At 73.0% G+C, this 23735-nt stretch carries 23 protein-coding genes; 15 read left to right on the forward strand and 8 right to left on the reverse strand.

What is annotated here, in order from left to right:
* On the reverse strand, positions 1-231 hold a 231-nt coding region (locus DVA66_RS01945), incomplete at its 3' end, for a LacI family DNA-binding transcriptional regulator (protein ID WP_232821694.1).
* A gap of 122 nt (positions 232-353) precedes the next feature.
* On the opposite strand from DVA66_RS01945, the gene DVA66_RS01950 reads away from it, so the two are divergent.
* Genes DVA66_RS01950 through DVA66_RS01965 form a run of 4 tightly spaced genes read left to right on the forward strand, consistent with a single transcriptional unit; the run spans position 354 to position 4471 of the window.
* The gene (locus DVA66_RS01950; protein WP_114558524.1) at positions 354-1220 is read left to right on the forward strand and encodes a 2-hydroxy-3-oxopropionate reductase; all 867 of its coding nucleotides are present in this window, start codon (positions 354-356) and stop codon (positions 1218-1220) included.
* A complete protein-coding gene (locus tag DVA66_RS01955; RefSeq protein WP_114558525.1) occupies positions 1217-3265 on the forward strand; it encodes a beta-galactosidase in 2049 nt (682 codons plus the stop codon). Before DVA66_RS01950 ends, DVA66_RS01955 begins: the two co-directional genes overlap by 4 nt.
* Before the next feature lie 16 nt (positions 3266-3281).
* Positions 3282-3518, forward strand: coding sequence for an ABC transporter permease family protein (locus tag DVA66_RS01960; protein ID WP_232821695.1), 237 nt, complete (start codon positions 3282-3284; stop codon positions 3516-3518).
* Positions 3515-4471, forward strand: a complete 957-nt coding sequence (locus DVA66_RS01965) for a D-2-hydroxyacid dehydrogenase (protein WP_114558526.1) — start codon at positions 3515-3517, stop codon at positions 4469-4471. The genes DVA66_RS01960 and DVA66_RS01965 overlap by 4 nt, the downstream gene beginning before the upstream one ends.
* A 54-nt stretch (positions 4472-4525) precedes the next feature.
* On the opposite strand, the gene DVA66_RS01970 is transcribed toward DVA66_RS01965, so the two are convergent.
* Complete coding sequence (locus DVA66_RS01970) at positions 4526-5545, reverse strand: aldo/keto reductase (protein ID WP_114558527.1); 1020 nt, start codon at positions 5543-5545, stop codon at positions 4526-4528.
* 112 nt (positions 5546-5657) lie between these two features.
* On the opposite strand from DVA66_RS01970, the gene DVA66_RS01975 reads away from it, so the two are divergent.
* The 7 genes from DVA66_RS01975 to DVA66_RS02005 all read left to right on the forward strand — a co-directional run bounded on the left by DVA66_RS01975 (position 5658) and on the right by DVA66_RS02005 (position 11777).
* Positions 5658-6305: a TetR/AcrR family transcriptional regulator gene (locus DVA66_RS01975; RefSeq protein WP_114558528.1), complete on the forward strand. Its 648-nt coding sequence runs from the start codon at positions 5658-5660 to the stop codon at positions 6303-6305.
* 15 nt (positions 6306-6320) lie between these two features.
* Positions 6321-6971, forward strand: a complete 651-nt coding sequence (locus DVA66_RS01980; RefSeq protein ID WP_114558529.1) for a phosphotransferase-like protein — start codon at positions 6321-6323, stop codon at positions 6969-6971.
* 41 nt (positions 6972-7012) lie between these two features.
* Positions 7013-7417 (forward strand): YciI family protein, encoded by a 405-nt coding sequence (locus tag DVA66_RS01985; protein ID WP_114558530.1) that lies wholly within the window; start codon positions 7013-7015, stop codon positions 7415-7417.
* Positions 7418-7433: 16 nt separating this feature from the next.
* A complete protein-coding gene (locus DVA66_RS01990; RefSeq protein ID WP_114558531.1) occupies positions 7434-8576 on the forward strand; it encodes an RNA polymerase sigma factor in 1143 nt (380 codons plus the stop codon).
* Positions 8577-8730: 154 nt separating this feature from the next.
* Complete coding sequence (locus DVA66_RS01995; RefSeq protein ID WP_114558532.1) at positions 8731-9831, forward strand: enolase C-terminal domain-like protein; 1101 nt, start codon at positions 8731-8733, stop codon at positions 9829-9831.
* A 186-nt stretch (positions 9832-10017) separates the two neighbouring features.
* The gene (locus tag DVA66_RS02000) at positions 10018-10554 is read left to right on the forward strand and encodes a hypothetical protein (RefSeq protein WP_114558533.1); all 537 of its coding nucleotides are present in this window, start codon (positions 10018-10020) and stop codon (positions 10552-10554) included.
* 395 nt (positions 10555-10949) lie between these two features.
* Positions 10950-11777, forward strand: coding sequence for an NAD-dependent epimerase/dehydratase family protein (locus DVA66_RS02005; RefSeq protein WP_114558534.1), 828 nt, complete (start codon positions 10950-10952; stop codon positions 11775-11777).
* A gap of 76 nt (positions 11778-11853) precedes the next feature.
* On the opposite strand, the gene DVA66_RS02010 is transcribed toward DVA66_RS02005, so the two are convergent.
* From DVA66_RS02010 to DVA66_RS02025, 4 genes are all read right to left on the reverse strand, one after another.
* Positions 11854-12705, reverse strand: a complete 852-nt coding sequence (locus tag DVA66_RS02010; protein ID WP_232821696.1) for a carbohydrate ABC transporter permease — start codon at positions 12703-12705, stop codon at positions 11854-11856.
* 85 nt (positions 12706-12790) lie between these two features.
* The gene (locus DVA66_RS02015; protein ID WP_114558536.1) at positions 12791-13678 is read right to left on the reverse strand and encodes a carbohydrate ABC transporter permease; all 888 of its coding nucleotides are present in this window, start codon (positions 13676-13678) and stop codon (positions 12791-12793) included.
* Between the two features lie 104 nt (positions 13679-13782).
* On the reverse strand, positions 13783-15162 hold the full coding sequence (locus DVA66_RS02020; RefSeq protein ID WP_157973776.1) for an extracellular solute-binding protein: 1380 nt from the start codon (positions 15160-15162) through the stop codon (positions 13783-13785).
* Positions 15163-15399: 237 nt separating this feature from the next.
* Positions 15400-16212 carry a helix-turn-helix domain-containing protein gene (locus DVA66_RS02025; protein WP_232821697.1) on the reverse strand — a complete coding sequence of 271 codons (813 nt, stop codon included), beginning with the start codon at positions 16210-16212 and terminating at the stop codon, positions 15400-15402.
* Between the two features lie 72 nt (positions 16213-16284).
* On the opposite strand from DVA66_RS02025, the gene DVA66_RS02030 reads away from it, so the two are divergent.
* Positions 16285-17094 carry a phytanoyl-CoA dioxygenase family protein gene (locus DVA66_RS02030; protein ID WP_114558539.1) on the forward strand — a complete coding sequence of 270 codons (810 nt, stop codon included), beginning with the start codon at positions 16285-16287 and terminating at the stop codon, positions 17092-17094.
* A gap of 39 nt (positions 17095-17133) precedes the next feature.
* Positions 17134-19395 carry an alpha-L-rhamnosidase gene (locus DVA66_RS02035; RefSeq protein WP_114558540.1) on the forward strand — a complete coding sequence of 754 codons (2262 nt, stop codon included), beginning with the start codon at positions 17134-17136 and terminating at the stop codon, positions 19393-19395.
* A 63-nt stretch (positions 19396-19458) separates the two neighbouring features.
* Here the strand turns inward: DVA66_RS02035 and nhaA are convergent, their stop codons facing one another.
* Complete coding sequence (gene nhaA, locus DVA66_RS02040) at positions 19459-21363, reverse strand: Na+/H+ antiporter NhaA (RefSeq protein WP_114558541.1); 1905 nt, start codon at positions 21361-21363, stop codon at positions 19459-19461.
* Between the two features lie 100 nt (positions 21364-21463).
* Between nhaA and DVA66_RS02045 the strand changes: the two genes are divergently transcribed.
* Complete coding sequence (locus DVA66_RS02045; RefSeq protein ID WP_114558542.1) at positions 21464-22135, forward strand: SIMPL domain-containing protein; 672 nt, start codon at positions 21464-21466, stop codon at positions 22133-22135.
* 15 nt (positions 22136-22150) lie between these two features.
* On the opposite strand, the gene DVA66_RS02050 is transcribed toward DVA66_RS02045, so the two are convergent.
* The gene (locus tag DVA66_RS02050; RefSeq protein WP_114558543.1) at positions 22151-22606 is read right to left on the reverse strand and encodes a VOC family protein; all 456 of its coding nucleotides are present in this window, start codon (positions 22604-22606) and stop codon (positions 22151-22153) included.
* Positions 22607-22707: 101 nt separating this feature from the next.
* Between DVA66_RS02050 and DVA66_RS02055 the strand changes: the two genes are divergently transcribed.
* The gene (locus DVA66_RS02055; protein WP_114558544.1) at positions 22708-23718 is read left to right on the forward strand and encodes a helix-turn-helix transcriptional regulator; all 1011 of its coding nucleotides are present in this window, start codon (positions 22708-22710) and stop codon (positions 23716-23718) included.
* Positions 23719-23735 lie beyond the last annotated feature (17 nt).

A 23735-nucleotide genomic window follows, 5' to 3' on the forward strand; every position in this document is an offset into this window, starting at 1 on the left:
CGGCGCCTCGTGCCGGTTGAGCACCAGCGCCACCGTCTGCGAGCGCGCCCGGCGCAGCGCCACCGCGTGCGCGCTGGGACGCCAGTGCAGGTCGCGGGCCGCCTGCAGCACCCGGTCACGGGTCGCGGCGGAGATCGACCCGGTGCCGTTGAGCACCTTGGAGACTGCCGTCTTCGAGACGCCGGCGCGCGCGGCGACGTCGGTGATGGTGGCCCGGCGGGACTTCGGCACCTGATCGCCCTCCTCCAGATCCGCTCGTCCGGATACCGCGGACGGGTCTTGCCGGAGGGACGATACCTCGCCTAGTGTACCGGTACACCTGGTGTATCGATGCACTCAATGGAGGTCTTCCTGTGGCAGTCGGCTTCATCGGTCTGGGCGTGATGGGCGTCCCGATGGCCAGCAACCTTCTCTCCGCCGGTCACGGGCTGGTGGTCCACCGCGTCAAGGAGCGCTCGCAGAGCCTGCTCGAGCAGGGCGCCGTCGCGGCGGACTCCCCCCGCGCGGTCGCCGAGCGATGCGAGATCGTCGTGCTGATGCTCCCCGACACCCCCGACGTCGAGGCGGTGCTCTTCGGCGAGGACGGCGTCGCCGCCGGTATGGCGCCCGGGTCACTGGTGGTCGACATGTCCTCGATCTCCCCGGTCGAGACCGTCGAGTTCGCCCGGCGCATCACCGAGGCGGGCAGCGACTACGTCGACGCCCCGGTCTCCGGCGGCGAGGTGGGCGCCCGGGACGCGGCGCTGACGATCTTCGTGGGCGGCGCGGACGCCCCGGTGGCGCGGGCGATGCCGCTGCTGGAGGCGATGGGCAGGCGGATCACCCACATCGGTGGCGTCGGCGCGGGGCAGACCGCCAAGGTCGCCAACCAGGTCATCGTGGCCCAGACCATCCAGGCCGTGGCCGAGGGCCTGGCGCTGGCCCGGGCCGCCGGGGTCGACCCGGCCGTGGTCCGGGAGTCCCTCACCGGCGGGTTCGCCTCCTCGCGGATCCTCGAGCTGCACGGCCAGCGGATGCTCGACGAGGCCTTCGACCCGGGCTTCCGGATCCGGCTGCACCGCAAGGACCTCGCGCTGGCGCAGCAGGCCGCCCGCCACCACGGCGTCACCCTGCCCGGCACCGAGGCGGTCGCCGCGCAGATGGACACCGCGCTGCAGCGCGACCTCGGCGAGCTCGACCACTCCGCGCTGATCCGCCTGCTCGGCGAGGAGACCGCGTGACCACCACCACCCGGCCGCAACCCCCGGCCGAGCCCGACACGGAGGCGTCCACCCCGTGGTGGCACCAGCCGTTCCGCACCTTCCAGACCAACCTGCGTGAGATCGACGCCGGGCTGGACGTGACGGCCGTGCTGGACGGCATCGAGGACTACGGCGCGGACGTCTGGCTGCTCAGCGTGGGCGGGATCATCGCCAACCACCCCAGCGACCTCGCCAGCCAGACCCGCAACCCGGCGCTGGCCGCCCGTGCCTCGGGCGACCTGGTCGGTGACGCCACCGCGGCCGCCCGCGCCCGCGGCATCCGGGTGCTGGCCCGGATGGACTTCTCCAAGGTGGACCGCCGGCGCGCCGAGCAGCACCCGGAGTGGTGCTTCGTCGACGCCGACGGGCACAACCAGGTGTACAACGACTACGTCAGCGTCTGCCCCAGCGGCGACTACTACCAGCGCGAGGTCTTCGAGATCGTCGCCGAGGTGCTGCGCCGCTACGCCCTGAGCGGCTTCTTCTTCAACTGGATGTCGTTCAACGAGCACGACTACAGCGGCCGCTACTGGGGCGTCTGCCAGTGCTCGGGCTGCCGCACCGGCTTCGCCGAGCACGCGCCGGACGTCCCGCTGCCACGCGGCAAGGGCGATACCGGCTACCCCACCTGGCGACGCTGGTCGGCCGGGGTGCTGGACGACCTCACCGCCCGGATGCGCGCCCACGTGCAGGAGCTGGCTCCCGGAGCCGCCCTCATCCTCGGCGACCGGGCCGACATCACCTTCCACGAGGCCAACAACGCGGTCGGACGTCCGCTGTGGCACCACGCCACGGCCGAGGCCGTCAGCGCCGCCCGCTCCGCCGACGACCGACGTCCGGTGCTGGTCAACTCCGTCGGCTTCGTCGACATCCCCTACCGCTGGGCCGGGGAGGACCCCGAGCACTTCGCGCAGTACCTGCTGCAGAGCATCGCCCACGGCGCGCAGCCCTCGACCTACGTGATGGGGACGCCCGCCGACAGCCCGTTCGCCGCGCTGGCCGCCGGGCGCGAGGTGACCCGCTTCCACCGCGACCACGCCGACGTCTACACCGGCCTGCGGTCGACCGCCCGGGTGGCGCTGGTCCGCGGTGTCGAGTTCGTCGACCCGGACCGGGAGCGGCGCACCGACGAGTTCCAGGGCTGCTACCTCAGCCTGGTCGAGAGCCACGTGCCCTTCGACGTCGTCCGGCTGGACCGGCTGGCCGAGGTGGACGCCGACCGCTACGCGCTGCTGGTGCTGCCCGACCTCGGCCCGCTGCCCGCCGGTGCGATGCGCACGCTGCGGGCGGCACTGGCCGCGGGGGCGTCCGTGGTGGCCACCGGTGACTCCGGCTGGGAGCAGGAGGGCCACCAGCTCGGCAGGGCGCTGGGACACCGGGTAGCGGCTTTCGAGACCGAGGAGTCGCTGCGCTCGTTGCACCTGCGGCTGGACGGCACCTTCCCCGGCGACCTGGCCCCGGTGCTCGGACGGTTCGAGGTGGTCGAGCCGGCGTCGACGTCCACCGTCGCGTGGCCTGCGATGGGCCGGGCCCGCTTCGGCCCGCCGGAGGCCTGCTACGGCCACCGCGACACCGGCCACCCGGGCTGGTTGGCCGGCGCGGTCGACCGGGGTCGGCTGGCGCTGGTGCCCTGGCGCCCGGGCCTGGTCTACCGCCGGCTCGGCCTGGGCCGGGTCCGCGACGGCTGGGTGGAGCGGGCCCTCGACCTGGCTCCGGAGCGGCTGCGCTGGTCCTCCACACTGCCGCCGCAGCTGCAGCTGGTGCCGGGACGCTCGCGGGCCGGACAGGTGGTGCACCTGCTCAACCGCTCCGGGGACGCGGTGCAGCGCTTCCTGCCTCCGCTGACGGTGCCGGCGGGACGGCTGAGCGTCCCCCTCGACCCATCTGTGGCCGCCGCGGAAGGGCTGCGTGTGCGGGCCCGGGTCGCCGGCACCGAGCCGATCTGGCGCCGGGTGGGCGACGACCTCGAGGTCGAGCTGCCCGCGGTCGAGCGCTTCGAGGTGCTCACCATCGAATCCGTATGACGGTCAGACGTGAACTATGACAGACAATCCGGCACGGACCTGGAACGACTTCTTCGGCCAGTTGATCTACCTCACCGAGTCCTCGGTGTTCACCGTGCCGGTGGCGCTGAACTCGCTGGTCGACAGCCAGACGCAGAGCGGGATCGGGATGCTGCTGGCGATGTCGGTGCTGTCGCTGGTGCCGATCCCGGCCTTCTTCGCCTTCGCGCAGAAGTACCTGATCCGCGGCATCTCCACCACGGGTCTGAAGTGACCGCACTGGTGGTCGTGCGGGCCCCGGCCGATCCCGCGCTGGACCGGCTGCGGGCGGTGCTCGGCGAGCGGGTGGTCGAGGTCGAGGAGGTCAGCCCGGACGGGTGCCGCCGGGCCGGGGTCGACCCGGCCCGGGTGGGTGCGGTGCTCGGCGCCTCCCCGGCCGACCGCCTGGACGTCTTCCCCGCGCTGGACTGGGTGCACAGCCCGGCCGCCGGGGTGGACGCCTGGGTGCGGCGGCGCACCGTCCCCGACGGCGTCCGGCTGACCAGCGCCGTCGGGAACGGGGCGGTGCCGCTGGCCGAGCACGCGCTGATGCTCATGCTGCAGCTGAGCCGGTCGGCGTTCCGCTGGGCCGAGGCGCAGCGCGAGCACCGCTGGGACCGCTTCGTGCATGGCGAGCTCGCCGGCTCGACGCTGGGGCTGGTCGGGCTCGGTCACAGCGGCACCGACCTGGCCCGCAAGGCGCTGGCCTGCCACATGTCGGTGCTGGCGCTGACCGGACGCCCGCGCACCTCCGACGTCGCCGGGGTGACGACACTGCACGGCCCGGACGGGCTGCGCCGGCTGCTCGGCGAGTGCGACCACCTCGTCGTCACCTGCCCGCTCACCGAGCAGACCCGCGGGATGATCGGTGCGGAGCAGCTGTCCTGGATGCGTCCGAGCGCGTTCGTGGTGGTGATCTCCCGCGGTGGCGTCGTGGACGAGGACGCCCTGGTCGAGGCGCTCCGCGCGGGCCGGCTCGCCGGCGCCGGGCTGGACGCCCACCCGGTGGAGCCGCTGCCGGCCGACAGCCCGCTGTGGGACCTGCCGAACGTGGTCGTCACCCCGCACAACGCCGCGACCACCGAGCAGACCGCCGAGCGCGGCCGGCAGATCCTGCTGGACAACGCCGCCCGCTGGGTCGAGGGACGCCCGCTGCGCAACCTGGTCGACCTCGACCGCGGCTACTGACCCGGAGCGCGGAGCCACCGCGACACCCGGCCCGGGGCCAGCCGCCTCGACCGGTCAGGCCGCGGCGCGCTCCTGGGCGGGCCGGCGGCGCAGCGTCGGCGACAGCAGCGGTGGCGTGCGGTACTCCTGGTCCATCTGCCCGACACCCGTGCCGGGCGGCACGATCTCGTCGATCCGGTCGAGCAGGTCGTCACCGAGGCGGACGTCGGCCGCGGCGAGGAGGTCGTCGAGCTGCTCCATCGTGCGCGGCCCGAGGAGCGCGGCGGTCACGCCCGGGTGCGCGATGACGAACGCGAGCGCGAGGTGCGTCAGGGGCATCCCGGCCTCCTCTGCCAGGGCGATGAGCTGCTCGACGGCGTCGATGCGGCGCTCGTCGCGCAGCGCGGCGAACATCCGGGTGCGGCGCAGGTCGCTCTCCTGCCCGCGACGGACCCGGCCGGTCAGCATCCCGCTGGCGAGCGGGCTCCAGATCACCGTGCCCATCCCGAAGCGCTGGGCCACGGGCAGCACCTCGCGCTCGATCGTGCGGTCGAGCAGGGAGTAGTGCGGCTGCTCGGTGCGGAACCGCTCGAGGCCACGGCGCTCGGCGACCCACTGCGCCTCGACGATGTCGGAGGCGGGCATGTCGGAGGTGCCGATCGCCCGCACCTTGCCGCTGCGCACGAGGTCGGTGAGTGCCGACAGGGTCTCCTCGACGTCGGTCAGCGGGTCGGGCCGGTGCATCTGGTAGAGGTCGAGGTGGTCGGTCTGCAGACGGCGCAGCGAGTTCTCGACTGCGGTCATGATCCAGCGCCGCGAGCCTCCGCGCGCGTTGGGGTCGTCACCGATCGGGCGGGAGAACTTCGAGGCGAGGACGACGTGGTCGCGGCGCCCCCGGAGGGCCCGCCCGAGCAGCTCCTCCGACTCGGCGTAGGCGTCGGCGGTGTCGACGAGGTTGATGCCGGCGTCCAGGGCACGGGCGACCATGCGGTCCACCTCGTCCTGGTCGGTGGTGCCGAACGAGCTGAACATCATCGCGCCGAGCGCGAAGGGCGAGACGTGGATGCCGGTGCGGCCGAGCGGACGGTGCTGCATGGGATTCTCCTCAGGCTGGCGGGTGCCGCGGAGGCGCGGCTACCCTGGGCGGAAACGGAACGTCCGTCCACAACTATACGGAACAATGTTCCAGTTGTCACCGAGGAGAGCGATGCAGACTGACGACGCCGCGTCCGCACCGGCGCCCCGCCGCCGACGCGCGGATGCCGTCCGCAACACCGAGGCGGTGCTGGAGGCGGCGAAGGCGGTGTTCGCGGAGGCGGGGGTCGACGCACCGATGCGCGACATCGCCGCGCGCGCCGGGGTCGGTGTCGGCACGATCTACCGCAGCTACCCGCAGCGCTCCGACCTGATCATCGCCGTGTTCCGGCGCGAGGTGGACGCCGTCGTCGCAGAGGCCGAACGCCTCGGGCGCGAGCACCCGCCCCTGGAGGCGCTGCGGCTGTGGGCGGACCGGCTCGCCCGCTTCGTCGCCACCAAGCGCGGCTTCTCCAGCGCGCTGCACTCCGGCGACCCGGCCTACCGGCCGCTGCCGGCGTACTTCCTCGCCGCGCTCGCCCCGCGGGTGCAGGAGATCCTCGACGCCGGCGCGCGTGCGGGCGTCATCCGTGCGGACGTCCGCGCCGAGGACCTCGTCCCCGCTCTGATCCGCCTCGCCGACAGCCGGTCCGACGAGCACGGCGGGTCTGGGCTGGACATGACCGGCGTGCTCCTCGACGGCCTGCGGGCCGCCCACCTCGACACAGGCGAGGCAGACCGGGCGCGTCCGCTCGGACCGGTCGACGCCGACCCTCGCTGAGCCCAGACTGGGCGGGTGACCGGCCACCTGATCGCCCTCGTCGGCACCTCGAGCGTCGGCAAGACCTCGGCCGCCGCCGCGCTGCAGCCGCTGCTGCCCGAGCCGCACCTGGTGGTCGGCATCGACCTGTTCCTCAACGCGTTCCCGCACCACTGGGCGGGCCACCCGCGCGGGCCGGGACCGGGGATGTGGTACGAGGACCGCACCGATGCCGACGGACGTCCGGTGGCCCGGATCCGCTACGGCGAGGCGGGCGTCCGGCTGCTCGCTGGCATGCGGCTGGCGGTGCGGGCGCTGCTCGAGGCGGGCAACCACGTCGTCCTCGACGAGATGCCGCTGGACGGGACCGTGCTGCCGGGCTGGCGGCGCGACCTCGCCGGTCACGACCAGCACTGGGTGCGGCTGACCGCCTCGCTGGAGGTGCTCGAGGAGCGTGAGCGCGGACGCCGGCGCGGGCAGCACCTCGGCAACGCGCGCGGCCACCTCGACGTCATCGGGGACGAGCCGTTCGACCTCGTCCTCGACACCTCCGAGCTGGCGCCGGCCGAGGTGGCCGGGCGCGTGCGCGCCTCGCTGCCGGTCGGCTGGGGACGTCCCGGGGAGAGATCCCGAGAAAGTTCCGGCGACGATGTCGAGAACGTCGAGGGGGCTCCGTCCCCGGGGTGAGCGCGGCCAGAATGGGCCGCACCACACGATGGAGGACGACGATGAAGTACCTGCTGCTGAAGCACTACCGCGGCGCCCCGAAGGGTGTGAACGACCACCCGATGGACACCTGGTCACCTCAGGAGGTGTCGGACCACATCCAGTACATGGACGACTTCGCCAAGCGCCTCGCGACCACCGGCGAGTACGTCGACGGGCAGGCGCTCTCGCCCGAGGGCGCGTTCGTCCGCTACGACGGCGAGGGACGTCCGCCGGTCACCGACGGGCCGTTCCCCGAGACCAAGGACCTCATCGCCGGCTGGATGGTCATCGACGTCGACAGCTGGGAGCGGGCCGTCGAGCTCGCCGGTGAGCTGTCGGCCGCGCCGGGCAAGGACGGCAAGCCGATCCACGAGTGGCTCGAGGTGCGACCCTTCCTCACCGAGCCGCCGACCATCACCGAGTGACCTCGGACCCGTCGACATGGACGAGGCGCTGCTGCGTCGCCTCACCCCTGAGGTGATCGGGGTCCTCGTCCGCCGTGGAGCCGACTTCGCGGCGGGCGAGGACGCCGTCCAGGACGCACTGGTCGAGGCGCTGCGGGTGTGGCCGGACGACCCGCCGCGCGACCCCAAGGGCTGGCTGGTCACCGTGGCCTGGCGCCGCTTCCTCGACGCCACCCGGTCCGAGACCGCCCGCCGCCGGCGCGAGGACGTCCTCGAGGCCGAGCCGGCACCCGGACCCGCGGCGTCCGCCGACGACACCTTGCAGCTGTACTTCCTCTGCGCCCACCCCGCGCTGACCCCGTCGTCGGCGGTGGCGCTCACCCTGCGGGCGGTCGGCGGGCTGACCACCCGCCAGATCGCCGAGGCGTACCTGGTGCCCGAGGCGACCATGGCCCAGCGCATCAGCCGGGCCAAGCGCACCGTCTCCGGCGTCCGCCTCGACCAGCCGGGTGACGTCGCCACCGTGCTGCGGGTGCTCTACCTGGTCTTCAACGAGGGCTACTCCGGCGACGTCGACCTGGCCGCCGAGGCGGTCCGGCTCACCCGCCAGCTCGCCACCGTCATCGACCACCCGGAGGTGTCCGGGCTGCTGGCGCTGATGCTGCTGCACTCCGCCCGACGGCCGTCCCGCACCGCCCCCGACGGCAGCCTCGTGCCGCTGGCCGAGCAGGACCGCAGCCGCTGGGACACCCGGCTGATCGCCGAGGGCGTCGAGGTGCTGCAGGCCGCCCTGGCCCGCGACCGGCTCGGGGAGTTCCAGGCCCAGGCCGCGATCGCCGCACTGCACGCCGACGCACCGACGGCCGAGGAGACCGACTGGGTGCAGATCGTGGAGTGGTACGACGAGCTGCTCCGGCTCAGCGACAACCCGGTGGTCCGGCTCAACCGGACGGTCGCGGTCGGCCAGGCCGACGGGCCCCGGGCCGGGCTGGCCGCACTGGCCGAGGTCGACCCGGCGCTCCCCCGCCACACCGCCGCCGCGGCGTACCTGCACGAGCAGGACGGCGACCCGGTGACGGCGGCCCGGTTGTACGCCGAGGCGGCGCGGAAGGCGTCGAGCGCGGCCGAGCGGGACCACCTGACCCGGCAGGCGGCCCGGCTCAACGCCCGGGAGCGCTGAGCCGGGCAGCCCCGGGAATCCGCTCCACGGTCGGCTGCTGCCCGCCCCGGGCCACCGTGGTGCCGCGGGAGGGCTGGGTGAGAGCGGCGACTGGTGCGCGAAATCCGTGCGCGCGCCGCGGCACGCCGACGACCGACGCCGCAAGGATGGGGCCATGAGCGCCTCCGACCCGGTCGTCACCGCCGTCGACCTGCACCGCCTGCCCACCCGCTACCCCCGCACCGTGGGCCGCAACGCCCGGCTCGGCAGCCACGGCAGCGGCGGTGAGTCGGCCGTCGCGGTGCTCCGCACCGACACCGGGCAGGTCGGCTGGGGGCTCACCGAGGGCGCCGGCGACCCGCGGTCGGTGGTCGGACGGCCGCTGTCGGAGCTGGTCGACCCGGCCACCGGCGTCCGCGACCTCGACCACGCCTGGCTCGACATCGCCCTGCACGACCTGCTCGGCGTCGTGCACGACCTGCCGGTGCACGCCCTGCTCGGCAGCCGCGGCGCGACCACCGTCGAGGTCTACGACGGCGCCATCTACTTCGACGACCTCGACCCCGAGGACGCCCCCGTCGGTGCCGCGGTGGCGGTGCAGAACTGCCGGTCCGACGCCGAGCTGGGGCACCGCAGCTTCAAGCTCAAGATCGGCCGCGGCAACCGGTGGATGAGCCGGTCCGACGGCGACGAGCGGGACGTCCTCATCACCCGCTCGGTGCGCGAGGCGTTCCCCGACGCCAAGATGCTGGTGGACGCCAACGACGGCTACGACCTGGACGGCTTCCGCCGCTACCTCGACCAGGTGGCCGACTGCGACCTGTACTGGGTGGAGGAGCCGTTCCTCGACGACCCCGACGACCTCGCCGCCCTGCGTCGCCACCTCGACGAGGTGAGCCCCAGCACCCGGATCGCGGAGGGTGAGACCTCCCCCGACGTGGACGCGCTGCTGCCGGTGGCCGCAGCCGGGCACATCGATGTGCTGCTGATGGACGTGATGTCCTTCGGCCTGACCCGGTGGCGGGCGCTGATGCCGGAGCTGGAGCGGATCGGCACCGTCGCCTCCCCGCACGCCTGGGGACGTCCGCTGAAGACGTTGTACGCCGCCCAGCTCGCCGCCGGCCTCGGCAACGTCGAGGTGGTCGAGGGCGTCCCCGGCACCACCGACCTGGTCGACGACACCGCCTACCAGTTCGCCGACGGCCACCTCACCGTCCCCGACCGCCCCGGCTTCGGCCTCCCCGTCCCCCAGCTCCAGCGCACCCCAGCGTCCTGAGCCTGTCGAAGGACGCCAAGCCCGGCGTCCTGAGCCTGTCGAAGACCGACGCCCCACACCCGACCACCCGACCCGTCCCCCAGCGTCCGGCGCGGATCTCGGTGCCCTGGCGGCTGATCCTGCGCGGCACCACCTGAGCACCCCGCCCGCCCGCTGCTGACCGTCCGGGCTGCTTCACTGGAGCCGGTGAGCACCCCCGAGCCCGACACCGACCGGCCGCTGCCCGATTCGCTGGAGACCTACCTGCGGGTGTGGTGCGCCGACCTCATGGTGGGGATGGGTCCGCGGGAGCGCCAGCACCTCGTGCAGGCGGTGCACGACGTCTACCGCGGCGGGCCCTGGCCGTCCCGGTTGATGGTGCAGCGGCAGGCCGAGCTGCTGTCGGGACGGATCGCCCTCGCCCAGCTCCGCGACGACGCGATCACCCGGCACCACCGGCTGACCGACGACCTGCTGCTGCTCAGCGTCCCGGCCGAGCACCCGGGCGCGGTGGACCGGCTGAGCCGTCGACCCGCTGATCGGGCACTGCTCGACGGCGTCGACCTGGCGCACCGGCAGGGCCACCTCGACGACGCCGAGCTGCGCACCGTGCTGGAGGGGGCGGCCGCCCGCACGCCGCTGCCCGACCCGGTGCCCGCCCCGCCGGAGTTCCCCGACCTGCCACCGGACCACCCCGAGTCCTGGGCGCGGTGGCAGGACCGCGACCCCGACGCGCCGCGCTGACCGCCCTCACCCCGCCCGGGCGCACCGGTCTGGTCAACTCGTCGCTGCCGAGCCCGCAAGCCGACGTTCCGGCCACACCCGCAGTCGGACCGGCGCCTAGCCTGCCGTGCTGGCGTGGCATTGAGTACAAGGAATACCGCACCCACGCACGTCCGAGCCGCGACTGTGGACGAACCGTCGGTCTGACCAGGTAAAGACGACGCTTCAGCCACACTCGCGGCGGATCACGCTGCACCGCGTGGACGTCGCGGCGGCGAGTGTGGACGGACCGTCGGACGCCGGCAGCCCGAGCCGACGATTCAGCCACACTCGCGGATCCCGGGTGGGCGGGCAGCGGGCCGAGGACGGGCGGGGTGGCCGGAGCGGGGGCAGGACGGACGCCTAGGGTCGCGACCATGACCGAGACCCGACGCCGTGTCCTGCTGACCGGGGCCACCGGCTACATCGCCGGGCAGCTGCTGCCGGCCTTCCGCGAGCGCTACGACCTCACCCTGGTGGACGTCCGCCGCACCGACCGGGACGGCCACGAGCTGCCCGACGTCGAGGTGGTGGACGCGCTCGACGACCCGGAGGGACGCTTCGACGCGCTCTGCCAGGGGATCGACACCGTGGTGCACTGCGGGCACCTCAAGCCGGAGACGCCGTCGTACGCGGCCGAGCGGCGCAACGTCGAGCTCACCGCACGCGTGTACGAGGCGGCACAGGCGGCGGGTGTGCGGCGGGTGGTGGTGACGAGCACCAACCAGGCCAGCAAGTGGTACGAGCGGCCGTGGCGGGAGGGGCTGGTCGACCGGGTCGGGCCGGAGGACTACCCGCGTCCCGACTCCTGGTACGGCTGGGCCAAGGTGGCGTACGAGTCGATGGGCTTCCTGTACGCGACCGGGCAGATCGGTCCGGCGCTGCCCAACGTGCAGATCCGCATCGTCGCCCCGCGACCGATCCGCGCCGCCGACTTCATCGACCGGCCCGTCGCGGACTTCCACCGCGACCTCGCCGGCTACGTGAGCCCGCGCGACCTGCAGCAGCTCTACGTCCGCTCGATCGAGGCCGCCTCGGTGGACGACGAGCACGGGGTGCCGTTCCAGATCTTCTACGGCGTCTCGGCCAACGCGCGCACCTTCTGGAGCACCGCCAACGCCCGGCGGGTCGTCGGCTACGCCCCGCAGGACGACTCCGAGCGCGAGTTCGCCGACGAGATCGCGCAGCGGCTCACCGGCCGCTGACCCGGGCTCCCGGCTGGCGGCCGACCGTCCGCGGTCGCACCCGGCCGAGGCCGACGCCCTGTCGGCGACGCGGTCGTCAGCCCTTGACGCCGGTCAGGGTGATGCCCTCGATGAACGTGCGCTGGGCGAAGAAGAACAGCACGACGATGGGCACCACGGCCAGGGTGCTGACGGCCATCAGCGGGCCGAACTCGGTGCTGTACTCGCCGCGGAAGAAGTTCAGCCCCAGCGAGACCGTGTACAGCCGGGCGTCGGAGAGGTAGATCAGCGGCCCGAGGAAGTCGTTCCAGGACGCGAGGAACTGGAACAGCCCGACCGCGACCAGGGCGGGTTTGATCAGCGGGAGCGTGACCCGGGTGAAGATCTGCCACTCGTTGGCCCCGTCGATCCGGGCGCTCTCGGACAGCTCCTTGGGCAGCGACATCAGGAACTGGCGCAGCAGGAAGATGTAGATCGGCACCCCGAGGAACTGCGGCAGGATCAGGGGCAGCCAGGTGTTGGTCAGACCCACTGCCCGCCAGATCTCGAAGACGGGCAGCATGGTCACGTAGAACGGGACCATGGTCGTGGCCAGGATGACCACGAACAACGCGGTGCGGCCCCGCCACTCGATGCGGGCCAGGCCGTAGCCGACCATCGCCGAGGACGCCACCGCGCCCACCATCGAGAAGATGCAGATCACCGCGGTGTTGAAGAAGTAGCGGGCCAGCGGGAACAGCTGGGCGGCCTGGGTGAAGTTGTCGAACGTGATCTGGTCGGGGAACCAGACCGTGGGCGAGGCGTTGAGGTCGGCAGCGGTCTTGAAGGCGCCGGTGACCATCCAGACCAGCGGGATGAGGAAGATCACCGACAGCCCGATCAGCGTCGCGTGCTTGGCCAGTGCGGTGAGCAGCCAGGTCCAGCGCCGTTGCCGTCGTGGAGTGCCCACGACGCGGCCGTCAGCCGTCCGACGGTCGGTGCGCCCGGGTGGCTCGACGGTGGCGCCGGCGGCAGTGCGGGGGACGATCGACATCTCAGCTGCCTCCGTAGTAGACCCGGCGGCCGACGGTGCGGAACACCACCACGGCGGTCAGCGCGGCGAGCAGGAACAGGACCCAGGCCATCGCGGTGGCGTAGCCGGTCCTGAAGAACTCGAACAGGTTCTGGTAGAGGTACAGCCCCGCCACCATCGTCGAGCCGGCCGGCTCGCCCTGCCCGCTGGTGAGGACGAACACCTCGGTGAAGTACTGGAACCCGGCGATGAGACCCGTCACCAGCGCGAAGAGCAGGTGCGGGGACATGAACGGCAGCGTGACGTGGCGGAAGCGGGAGAACACTCCTGCGCCGTCCAGCTTCGCCGACTCGTAGAGCTGGGCGGGGACGTCCTGCACCCCGGCCAGCAGGATCACCATCAGCCCGCCCACACCCCAGATCGCGATGATGATCAGGGCGGGCTTGGCCCAGGCCGGGTCGGCCAGCCAGGACGGCCCCTGGATCCCCACCGCGCCCAGCAGCGAGTTGAGGATGCCGTACTGGGGGTCGAACACGTAGCTCCACACCACCGCGGTGGCGACCAGCGGCACGATGGAGGGGACGAAGAAGATGACGCGGTAGACCGAGCGGCCGCGGACGTCCAGGTTGAGCAGCAGGGCCAGCGCCAGCGCGACCAGGATGCTCAGCGGCAGCGACCAGACGAGGATGAACACGGTGTTGCCCAGCGACCGCCAGAAGGTGTCGTCGCCCAGCAGGTCGGAGTAGTTGCTCAGACCGATGAAGTCACCGCTGGTCATCATGGTCGCGGAGGTGAAGCTGGCCTGCAGTGAGCGCAGCACCGGGTAGACGGTGAGCAGCAGCAGCCCGACGATCGCCGGGGAGCAGAAGATCAGGCCCCAGCGCTGGTTGTCGCGCTGCATCCGGCTCATCCGGCGCCGACCTCTGCCGGCCGTCGTGCCGGCGCCGGTGGACGACTCCGCTGGCGGGCGGGACGCGTCCGCGCCGACGGGGTCCCTGCTCGTGGTGCTGGTGCTCACCCCATCTCACCCACTCGGTCGAAGCGTTCGGCCTCACGGGTGGTGAGGGCCTTGACCTCCTGCATCGCCGCGTCCGGGGCGACCTGGCCGTAGATGGCTCGCTGGACCTTCTCCTCCAGCTGCTGGCTGTAGAAGCTGTTGACGGTGATCAACGGCCGCGTGTTCTTCATGTCGACGAGGTTCCGGTGGTAGATCCCGGCGTTCTCGTCGCTGCGGATGGTCTCGTTGACCGCCGCCTTGGCGTAGCCGACCGGGAAGCCGATGTTCTCCCACTGGGTCCGGGTGCCCTCGTCGCTGACGGCCAGCCACTTGATGAACTCCCAGGCGGCGTCGGGCTGGCTGGCCGAGCGGGGCACGAAAGCCGACCACCCGCCCAGCCAGGCCCCCTGACCGGGTGCCGTGGCAGGCGCCTGGTAGGGCAGCAGGGTGGCCCCGATCTCCAGCTCGGGGTGGAGCTGCCGGATCTCCAGGAGGTTGGCACTCACCAGGCAGGACATGCCCAGGTTCCCGGTCGAGAACGGGTGCGACGTGAGCGACGGCGGCGCGATCGAGACCGCGTCGGCGCCGCCGACGCGGGCCGCCGACGCGGCCATCCACTCCAACGCGGCCACGACGGGCTCGTCGTCGGGGGTGACCAGGTTGGTGCCCTCCTGCCAGAACTCGCCCCCGAAGGCGTATCCCCAGGTGAGCATCGAGTTGGCTGCGCCGTACTGGTCCCACGGGATGATCCCGATCCTGGTGGCCCGACCCCGCTCCACCCGGTCGATCTCCTTCGCGCAGGCATCGATCTCCTCGATGGTCGCCGGCGGCTTCTCCGGGTCCAGCCCGCACTCCTCGAACAGGCCCTTGTTCCAGAAGAAGGGGAAGTTGGGGTCGGCATCCCACTGCAGCGACCAGACCCGGTCCTCGTAGGCCATGCTGGCGGCGCACGGGGCGTAGAAGTCCTCGAGCCGGAGCCCGTCGCGCTCGAAGTACGGTGTCAGGTCGGTCATGATCTGCAGCCGGGTCCAGGCCGGGGTGACGGCGGCGTCGCAGAAGGCGACGTCAGGAGCCTGGCCGCCGGCGATGGCGGTCAGCAGCTTCTGCGGCACGGTGTCGCCGGCGCCCACCGCGGGGGCGAAGGTCACCCGCACGCCGATGTCGTCCTGGGCCGCCTCGAACGCGGCCGCGCACTGCACGATCCCCGATCCGACGTCGGCGCCGAAGTTGTTGTACACCTCGATCTCGGTGCGCCGGCCGGCCGCCGGCTCCTTGTTCGGCTGCATCGCGACGGCATCGCGACCCGAGGGCACCACGGTGCAGCCGGCACCCAGCCCGGCCAGCGCCACGGCTCCGGCCCCGAGCGCCGCACGGCGGGAGATCCCGCCGCTCGGCACTGCTCCCCACCTACGCGTCCTCGACATCGGCGCCTTCCTGTGAGCCACGACCACGGTGTCGCGCCTGTCCAGCGACGGCCAGCCGGGTCGGTCCAGCGGGGGCGTCAGCCGCAACGGCGATGCGGTCCAGGATTGCGGACGGGCTCGCGGGCCGGTCATCGACGAACGTGCTCAAGTCTTTCGAGATCCTGCTGCACGGGAGGCCGACCGGAGGCTCCCCGAGCCGGTCGGCGTCGGTCAGCGGGCGCCCTGCCGGTAGCGAAGCGGCGTGACACCGACCAGCCGCTTGAAGCGCGTGGAGAAGTACGGAGGGTCGCTGAAACCGACCGCTCGAGCGATCTCGGCCACGGGCCGGCGGGTGTGCTCCAGCAGCAGCCGGCCCTGGGCGATCCGCTGCCGTTCGACGTAGCGGGACGGCGACATCCCCAGCTGGTCGGAGAACAGGTGGGCGAACCGGGACGGCGAGAGGTGGGCCACCAGCGCCAGGTCGGAGACGTCGAGGGGTTCGCCCAGGTGCTGGTCCACGTGCTCCAGCACGGTCCGGATCCGTGGGTCGAGCGGGATGGCCCGCGGGTTCTGGCCGTCGTAGCAGAGCAGGATGAGCTCCAGGGCGTTCATGGCGAACAGCTCGGCCCGCGGGAGCCCTGAGCGCAACCAGTAGACGGCGGTGTCCCAGCTCTGCAGGGTGCGCTCCTGCAGAGCGGCGTCCAGGTGCAGCTGTCCGATGCCCGGTGCCGGGCTGGGCCAGTCCAGCAGCACGCTCCACTCCGGGCGGGGATGGACGTGGCAGAACATGATGTCCCAGGAGCGCAGCTCGTCCTCGACGCCGTAGTCGTGCGGTGTACCAGGAGCCAGCAGGGTCACGGTGCCCGGCTCGGCCAGCACGTCGGGTCCGTCCGGCCGGCCGAACCGTCCACGTCCGCCCCGGGTGTGGACGAGCAGCCAGTCGGTCGTGCCCTGGGGACGCAGCACCCGGTACCCCGCGGACTCGGCCAGCCGGCCCCCGACCAGCCGGGGCACCTTCGGGATGAGCGTCAGCGGTGCTCGCACAGCAGGATCTTGAAGGAACTGAGCCTGCCTGTCCATCGGTACGACGGGGATGCCCGCACCAGGATGGGAGCCATGACCACCATCATCAGCGCGCCGGAGGGCGCGCGCGGAGCCTACGAGCAGAACGGCGTGGTCCAGCTCCGTGGGTTGCTGAGCAGCAGCGAGGTCGCGGAGATCCGGGAGGTCTTCACCGCGCAGGTCGAGGCTGACCACACCTGGGCCCACGACGACCACGTCGGCGCGGACGACGTGCTGAACCGGTACCCCCGCTTCGTCCACCCGCACCGCCGCCTGGACACCGAGGTCGGCCGCATCGCCCGTCGACTGATGCTGGACCAGCGGATCTTCGACGTCGTGGAGCAGCTGATCGGTCCGGCGCTCGCCGCGCAGTCGATGTTCTACTTCAAGCCCCCGGCCGCCCGCGGGCAGGCGCTGCACCAGGACAACGCCTTCCTGCAGGCCCATCCCGAGACCTGCCTGGCCGCCTGGATCGCGGTGGACGACTGCGACGCCGAGAACGGCGCCCTGAAGGTCGTGCCGGGTTCCCACCGGATCCAGATCCTCTGCCTGGAGCCCGCCGACAGCGACCTCTCCTTCACCCGCGAGCAGGTCCCGGTGCCGGAGGACGTGGAGGTCCACCAGACGCGGATGCGGGCCGGTGACGTGCTGTTCTTCCACGGCAGCCTGGTGCACGGCTCGCTCCCGAACACCAGCACCGACCGGTTCCGCCGCTCGCTGATCTTCCACTACGTGCCGCAGGCCTCCCGTGAGATCGCCGCGTTCTACGACCCGCTGCTCACCCGCGACGGCGACGAGGTCAGCCTGGCCGCGGCCGCGGCGGGTGGATCCTGCGGTGAGGGATGGGTCAGCGGCCCCCACTGACCTGCTGCCGCCGACACCCCCCCGACAGGAGGACCATCGATGACCACCACCGAGGCCGAGCCGGACGTGCAGTGGCGGGGCCAGTGGATCAGCACCGGGGAGGACGGACCTGCTGCTCCCCTGCTGCGCCGCGACCTCACCGCCGGGCCCGACGTCCGGTCAGCCCAGTTGCACGTGGCCGGGCTGGGCCTGCACCGCACCACCCTGGACGGCGCCCCGGTCACCGACGCCCGGCTGGAGTCCGGGCTGAGCCACTACGGCGCGCGCGTCCTGTACTCCTCCTACTCCGTCGAGCTGGGCCCGGGAGACCACACCATCGGGGTCGAGCTGGGGCGCGGGTTCTACGCGATGACGACGGTGAACGTCTGGCGCTGGGAGCAGGCACCCTGGCGGGATCTGCGGAAGGCACTGGTCCAGCTCGAGCTCCTCGACGCCGACGGCCACGTCGTCGACGTGGTCACCTCGGACGCGCACTGGCGCTGGACGAGCGGGCCGACCCGGTTCGACTCCTACTACGAGGGGGAGACCTTCGACGCCCGGATGGACCCGGTGGGGTGGGACAGCCCCGGTTTCACGGCCGACGGCTGGGCGCCCGTCGAGCTGGTCGACCCGCCGACCGGGCGTCTGGTGCCCCAGCGGCACGAGCCGGTGCGGGTGGTGCAGACCCACGAGATGAGCTGGCTCGGTGGCGGCGACAGCGGACGCCCGCTGGTGGCCGACGTCGGGCGCAACCTGGCTGGCTGGGTGCAGGTCGACGTCTCGGGTCTGCCGGCCGGCACGACACTGGGGCTGCAGCACGGGGAGCGGCTGCGGCCGGACGGGTCGGTCGAGGCGGAGAGCGTCCACGTCGCCTCGGAGCGCTTCAACCGGTCGGAGGTGGTGACCGGAGCGGAGCCCCTCCGCTGGGAGCCGCGGTTCTCCTACACCGGCTTCCGCTACGTCCAGGTGGACGGCGTGGCCGACCCCACCGGCGTCGGGCTGAGGGCCCGGCACGCCCACAACGACGTGCGCGAGGTGAGCACGTTCCGCTGCAGCGACGAGGTGCTCAGCTGGATCGACTCCGCGATGCGGCTGACGGTGCGCAACAACCTGCACCACGTGCCCACCGACACACCGGTGTACGAGAAGAACGGTTGGACCGGGGACGCCCAGGTGGCGGCCGAGGCGATGCTCGCCCAGTTCGACCTCTCACGCCTGTTCACCAAGTGGTTGGACGACATGGCCGACAGCCAGGACGCGAAGGGCCTGATCCCGGTCATCGTGCCGAGCCCCGGCTGGGGCTACCGGGAGCTGGCGCCGGCCCCGGAGTGGACCACCCTGTACCCGTACCTGCTGGACCGCGTGGTGGACACCTACGACCGTCCCGACCTGGCCGAGCGCCACCTGGGACCGGTGCTGGCCTACCTCGACCACGAGCTGGGCCGCATCACCTCCGACGGGCTGACCTCGGGGGTGCTGGGGGACTACCTGGCGCCCGGCAGCCACGGGACGCCGCCGGACGACGACCTCCGGATGGCAGCCAGCTGCTACCTCCACCGCGCGCTCGTGCTGACCGCAGACCTGGTCGAGCGCACCGGATGGCGCGACGACTCGGGGACCGACCACGCCACCCGGCTCCGGGACGCGGCCGCCTCGCTGGCGACGGCCGTCCACCGCGAGCTGTTCGACGCGGAGCAGGGCCTGTACACCAGCGACCGCGAGCCGCGGTACCGGCAGAGCACCAACATCCTCCCCGTCGCGCTGGGTCTGACCCCGCCCGACGAGGTCGGCCGGGTCGTCGACCGGCTGGCCCGGGACCTGACCGAGCGTGGTGACCACCACGACGCCGGGTGCCTGGGTCTGTCGGAGCTGTTCGGGGTGCTGACCCGTCACGGTCATGCCGACCTCGCCGTCCGCGTGGCCTCGCAGGTCACCCCTCCCAGCTGGGGCGCCTGGATGGAGAGCGGTGAGCAGACGCTGCGGGAGATGTGGGGGACGGAGTCCCGTTCCCTCAACCACTACTTCATGGGGGCGATGGCCCGCTGGCTCTACGACAGCGTGGCCGGGGTGCGGCGACTGGCTCCCGGCTGGCGGGAGTTCGCCGTCGAGCCGGCTGTGGTGGAGAGCCTGACCCACGCGTCGTACTTCTACGACGGCCCTCAGGGACGCCTCGGCGCAGCCTGGGAACGGCAGGAGCGCACCCTCTGGGTCGAGGTGGTGGTCCCCGAGCGCACCCGCGTCTGGGTGCGGCTCCCCGGCCGCGAGCCCGAGTCGTCCGGCCCCGGCACCTGGCACTTCACCGTCGAGCTCCCGACCGGGTGAGGTGGACGCCCGGGCCGGCGGGCTCGGCCGCGCGGACCAACGGCGCGCCCATCGGACCAGGGCTCAGGAGCGGGCGGCGTCGGCCTCCGGACGCGCGACGGAGACGTCCTCGGTGTCGCGGGCGCGGCGCAGGGCCTCGATCAGCGAGCGCGCGTCGTGCGGGCCGGTGTGGCGGCGTCCGTTGATGAAGATCGTCGGCACGGCGGTGATCTCCATCGCCTCGGCGTCCAGCATGTCGTCGCGGACGCGCGCCGCCACCCCGGGCGAGACGAGGTCGGCCTCGAAGCGGTCGACGTCGAGCCCGAGCTCCTCGGCCCGGCGCAGCATGTCGCGCGGCTGCTGGTGCAGCTGGTCGGCGAACAGGCTGCGCTCGAACTCGAAGAACTTGCCCTGCCGGGCCGCCGCCTCCGAGGCCTCCGCCGCGGCGACCGCGTTCGGGTGGTAGCGCAGCAGCGGGGCGTGGCGCCACACGTAGCGCAGCTCCCCACCGAGCTCGCGGACCACCTCCTGGATCGCACCGGAGGTCTTGAGGCAGAAGCCGCACTGGAAGTCGCCGTACTCCACCAGCGTCATCGGCGCGTCCATCGGCCCGTAGACGTGGTCGCGCGCGGTCACCGGGCGCTGCAGCACGTGGCCGACCTCCTCCGCCGGGTGGGCGCGCTCGGTGAGGCGGAAGATGATCGCCGCCAGCCCGAAGGCGATGGCCGAGGCGAGCAGGATGCCCACCCGGGCCTGGTTGGCGACGGCCTCGTCGTCGATGGCGAGGTCGACGATGAACAGCGAGAGCGTGAACCCGACGCCGCACAGCGCCGCCCCGCCGGCCAGCCGGCCGCGGGTCAGTCCTGGCCCGAGCTCGCCGATCCCCAGCGCCCGGACCAGGGCGGTGGAGCCGAGGACGCCGATCAGCTTGCCGACCACCAGGCCGACCACGACACCCCAGGTGACCGGGGAGACGGCCGCGGCCGCCAGCCCCTCCATCGACACCTGCACCCCGGCGTTGGCCAGCGCGAACAGCGGCAGGATGACGAAGGAGACGTAGGGGGCGTACGCCGACTGCAGCCGCTCGTTGATCGAGATCGACTCGCGCAGGCTGTTGGCGGCGGCGCGGGCGTACTCGGTGGTGGGGGACTGGCGGAAGGTGCGGGCCAGCGCGAGGGCGTGCTCGACGTCCTGCCGGCTCGGCCGGTACACCGGCACCAGCAGCGCGACGGCGATGCCGGCCAGGCTCGGGTGCACGCCGGAGGCGAGGAAGGCGAGCCAGACGATGATCGCCAGGGTGGTGTAGATCGGGGCGCGGCCGCTGGGCAGGTGCCGGGTGAACCAGATGCCGACCATGCCGGCGGCAGCCACCAGCAGCGGCACCGGGTCGAACTGCTCGGTGTAGAACAGCGCGATGATCGTCAACGCGCCGATGTCGTCGACCACCGCCAGCGCGAGCAGGAACACCCGCAGCCGGCCGCCGGCCCGCGGGCCGATGAGGGCCAGTGCCCCGACGAGGAAGGCGGTGTCGGTCGAGATCACCACGCCCCAGGCGCTCTCCCAGCCCGAGCCGCGGGCCACCAGCAGGTAGAGCAGGGCGGGCGCGACCAGCCCGCAGAGGCCGGCGACGACCGGGACGACGGCCCGCGACCAGCTGGTCAGCTCACCGATGGTCAGCTCGCGGCGCACCTCCAGGCCGAGGGTGAAGAAGAACAGCGCCATCAGCGCGTCGTTGACCAGGGCGTGCAGGGTGAAGTCGAGGCTGAGGTCGCCCACCCCGAGCACGAGGTGGGTGTCCCAGAAGGTCTCGTAGCTGTCGTGGGCGATGTTGGCCCACACGATCGCCAGTGCGGTGGCGAGCAGGAGCAGCAGGGCGCCGGTGCGGGTCGGACCCATCCGGCGGACGAAGCTGGCGATCGGGATCTCGCGCCGGTTCGGGTCGGGACGCTCCGGATCGGGTGAGGTGTCGATGACGACGGGAAGCGACATGGCGACCCCCTGACGTGGCTGGGCTGGGACGGCCGGTGCAGGGATCGCCGTCGACCCACGTGACCGCGATCACCCTAACCCCTGGCGTAACCTCCCGGCCATGAGTCAGGTGGAGGTCACGGTCCGGGGTCGGTACAGCGCCTTCCAGCCGCCCGAGCGCGGCACCGTGCACCTCACGGTGGCGCTCGAGGGGCCGAAGGAGCCGGCCGTGCACGGCGGGGTGGCCGAGGCCGTCGGCGCCGTGACCGAGCGGGTGCGTCCGCTGCACGACCCGGGCGCCGGACCGGTCACCTGGTGGGCCAGCGACCAGCTGCGCACCTGGGCCCGCCGGCCGTGGAACTCCGAGGGCAAGCAGCTGCCGCTGGTCTTCCACGCCTCGGCCGACGTCCGGGTGAAGTTCGCCGACTTCAGCGTGCTCAGCCGGTGGCTGGCCGAGGTGCTGCAGGTGCGCGGCGTCCGGGTGAACCGGATCGAGTGGGCGCTGACCGAGGCGAGGAAGACCGAGCTGACCCACCGCGTCCGGGCCCAGGCGGTGGCCGAGGCCCGGCAGAAGGCCCAGGCCTACGCCGACGCCCTCGGGCTCGGTGCGGTGACAGCCGTCGCGGTCGCCGACGCCGGCATGCTCGGCCGGGGGCTGGAGCCCTCGAACGGTGCCCCGCCGGTGGCCTTCGCCCGCGCCGGCGCGGCGTCCGGCGGTGCGGCCGAGGTGGCGTTCGCCCCCGAGGACGTCGAGGTGTCGGCCGCGGTGGACGCCCGCTTCCTGGCCGGCTGAGGCGGGCGCCCCCGGTCACCCGACCACAGGCGCCACGTCGAGCACCCAGGTGACGCCGAAGCGGTCGGTGAGCATGCCGAAGCCCGGGCTCCAGGCCGAGGGCGCCAGCTCCTCGACGACCGTCGCGCCGTCGGCCAGGCCGTCCCAGTAGCCGCGGACCTCCTCCAGGCTCTGACCCTGGACGGAGAGGAAGAACGGCTCGCTGGTCAGCGTGAGGCCCTGCTCGCGGCGGGTCGTGGGCTCGACCGGCGCGGGCCCGCTGCCGGGCACGTCGTAGGCCAGCACGCGGAAGCCGTTGTCGGCGAACAGCCGGCCGAAGACGACCTTGTCGGCGTCCGGGGCCTCGGCGGGCATGCCGAGCTGGGCGTAGCGGGTCACCTGCAGCTCGCCGCCGAAGACCGACTGGTAGAAGCCGAGCGCCTCGGCGGCCCGGCCGCGGAAGTTGAGGTGGGTGACGGTGGTGAGGGACATGTCGACTCCTTCGATGCCTGTGCCGGACCTCCCGGCGACGAACCCACTCTGTCGGCGGTGCAGGACAGGGAGTGTCCGCTACTCGTGGCATCGTCGAGCCCGTGCCGACCAGTTCCTCCGCCCAGACGTCCGGACGTCTGCTGACCCTGCTGTCGCTGCTGCAGGCTCGCCGGGACTGGTCCGGCCTGGCGCTGAGCGAGCGGCTCGGCGTCAGCGACCGCACGCTGCGCCGGGACGTCGACCGGCTGCGGGAGCTCGGCTACCCGGTCCGCGCGCTGATGGGTCCGGCCGGCGGCTACCGGCTGGACGCGGGCAGCCAGCTGCCGCCGCTGCTGCTCGACGACGAGCAGGCGGTCGCCGTGGCGGTGGCGTTGCGGGCGGCCGTCGGGACCGGCGCGGAGGTGGCCGAGGGGGCGGCGCGGGCGCTGACCACGCTGCGGCAGGTGCTGCCCACGCGGCTCCGGCAGCGGGTGGACGCCCTGGACTTCACCGCCGTCGTCCCCGGGGACGGCGCGGGAGCGGCGGTCGACCCGGGCGTCGTGCTGGCGATCACCGCGGCGATCCGGGCGCGGGAGGAGCTGCGCTTCGACTACGAGCCTGGGACGGACCCGGCTCCGGACGGGCGGGGGTCGAGCGGGCCGCAGCCGCGGCGGCGCGTGCAGCCGCACCACGTGGTCGTCCGGGCGGGACGCTGGTACCTCGTGGGCTGGTCGGCCGAGCGGGAGGACTGGCGCGTGTACCGGGTCGACCGCATCCGGCCGCGGACACCGAACGGCCCACGGTTCACCCCGCGGGAGCTGCCCGGCGGCGACGTCGGCGCGTTCCTCGACGCGCGGTTCCGCGGGGCGGCCGACGGGTCGACGGGGTGGCCCTGCCGGGGCACCGTGGTGCTGGACCTGCCGGCGTCGGAGGTGGTGCCCTTCGTCGGCGACGGCACGGTGGAGCCGCTCGGCGAGGACCGGTGCCGGGTCACGCTCGGCTCCTGGTCGTGGGCCGGGCTGGCGGCCACCCTGGCCCGCTTCGACGCGGATGTCGAGGTGCTCGACCCTCCCGAGCTGCGGGAGGCCTTCGCCGACCTGGCCTCCCGCGCCGCCCGGGCCGCCGACGGATGAGCGTCGCCCCTACCGAA

Source organism: Desertihabitans aurantiacus (assembly GCF_003344635.1).
GTDB classification, from domain to species: domain Bacteria; phylum Actinomycetota; class Actinomycetes; order Propionibacteriales; family Propionibacteriaceae; genus Desertihabitans; species Desertihabitans aurantiacus.

Coding starts and splice junctions, on each gene's coding strand:
- DVA66_RS01960 (WP_232821695.1), top strand. CDS start 3,282: ATGACAGACAATCCGGCACGGACCTGGAACGACTTCTTCGGCCAGTTG.
- DVA66_RS01970 (WP_114558527.1), bottom strand. CDS start 5,545: ATGCAGCACCGTCCGCTCGGCCGCACCGGCATCCACGTCTCGCCCTTC.
- DVA66_RS01975 (WP_114558528.1), top strand. CDS start 5,658: ATGCAGACTGACGACGCCGCGTCCGCACCGGCGCCCCGCCGCCGACGC.
- DVA66_RS01985 (WP_114558530.1), top strand. CDS start 7,013: ATGAAGTACCTGCTGCTGAAGCACTACCGCGGCGCCCCGAAGGGTGTG.
- DVA66_RS01990 (WP_114558531.1), top strand. CDS start 7,434: ATGGACGAGGCGCTGCTGCGTCGCCTCACCCCTGAGGTGATCGGGGTC.
- DVA66_RS01995 (WP_114558532.1), top strand. CDS start 8,731: ATGAGCGCCTCCGACCCGGTCGTCACCGCCGTCGACCTGCACCGCCTG.
- DVA66_RS02005 (WP_114558534.1), top strand. CDS start 10,950: ATGACCGAGACCCGACGCCGTGTCCTGCTGACCGGGGCCACCGGCTAC.
- DVA66_RS02015 (WP_114558536.1), bottom strand. CDS start 13,678: ATGAGCCGGATGCAGCGCGACAACCAGCGCTGGGGCCTGATCTTCTGC.
- DVA66_RS02030 (WP_114558539.1), top strand. CDS start 16,285: ATGACCACCATCATCAGCGCGCCGGAGGGCGCGCGCGGAGCCTACGAG.
- DVA66_RS02035 (WP_114558540.1), top strand. CDS start 17,134: ATGACCACCACCGAGGCCGAGCCGGACGTGCAGTGGCGGGGCCAGTGG.
- nhaA (WP_114558541.1), bottom strand. CDS start 21,363: ATGTCGCTTCCCGTCGTCATCGACACCTCACCCGATCCGGAGCGTCCC.
- DVA66_RS02045 (WP_114558542.1), top strand. CDS start 21,464: ATGAGTCAGGTGGAGGTCACGGTCCGGGGTCGGTACAGCGCCTTCCAG.
- DVA66_RS02050 (WP_114558543.1), bottom strand. CDS start 22,606: ATGTCCCTCACCACCGTCACCCACCTCAACTTCCGCGGCCGGGCCGCC.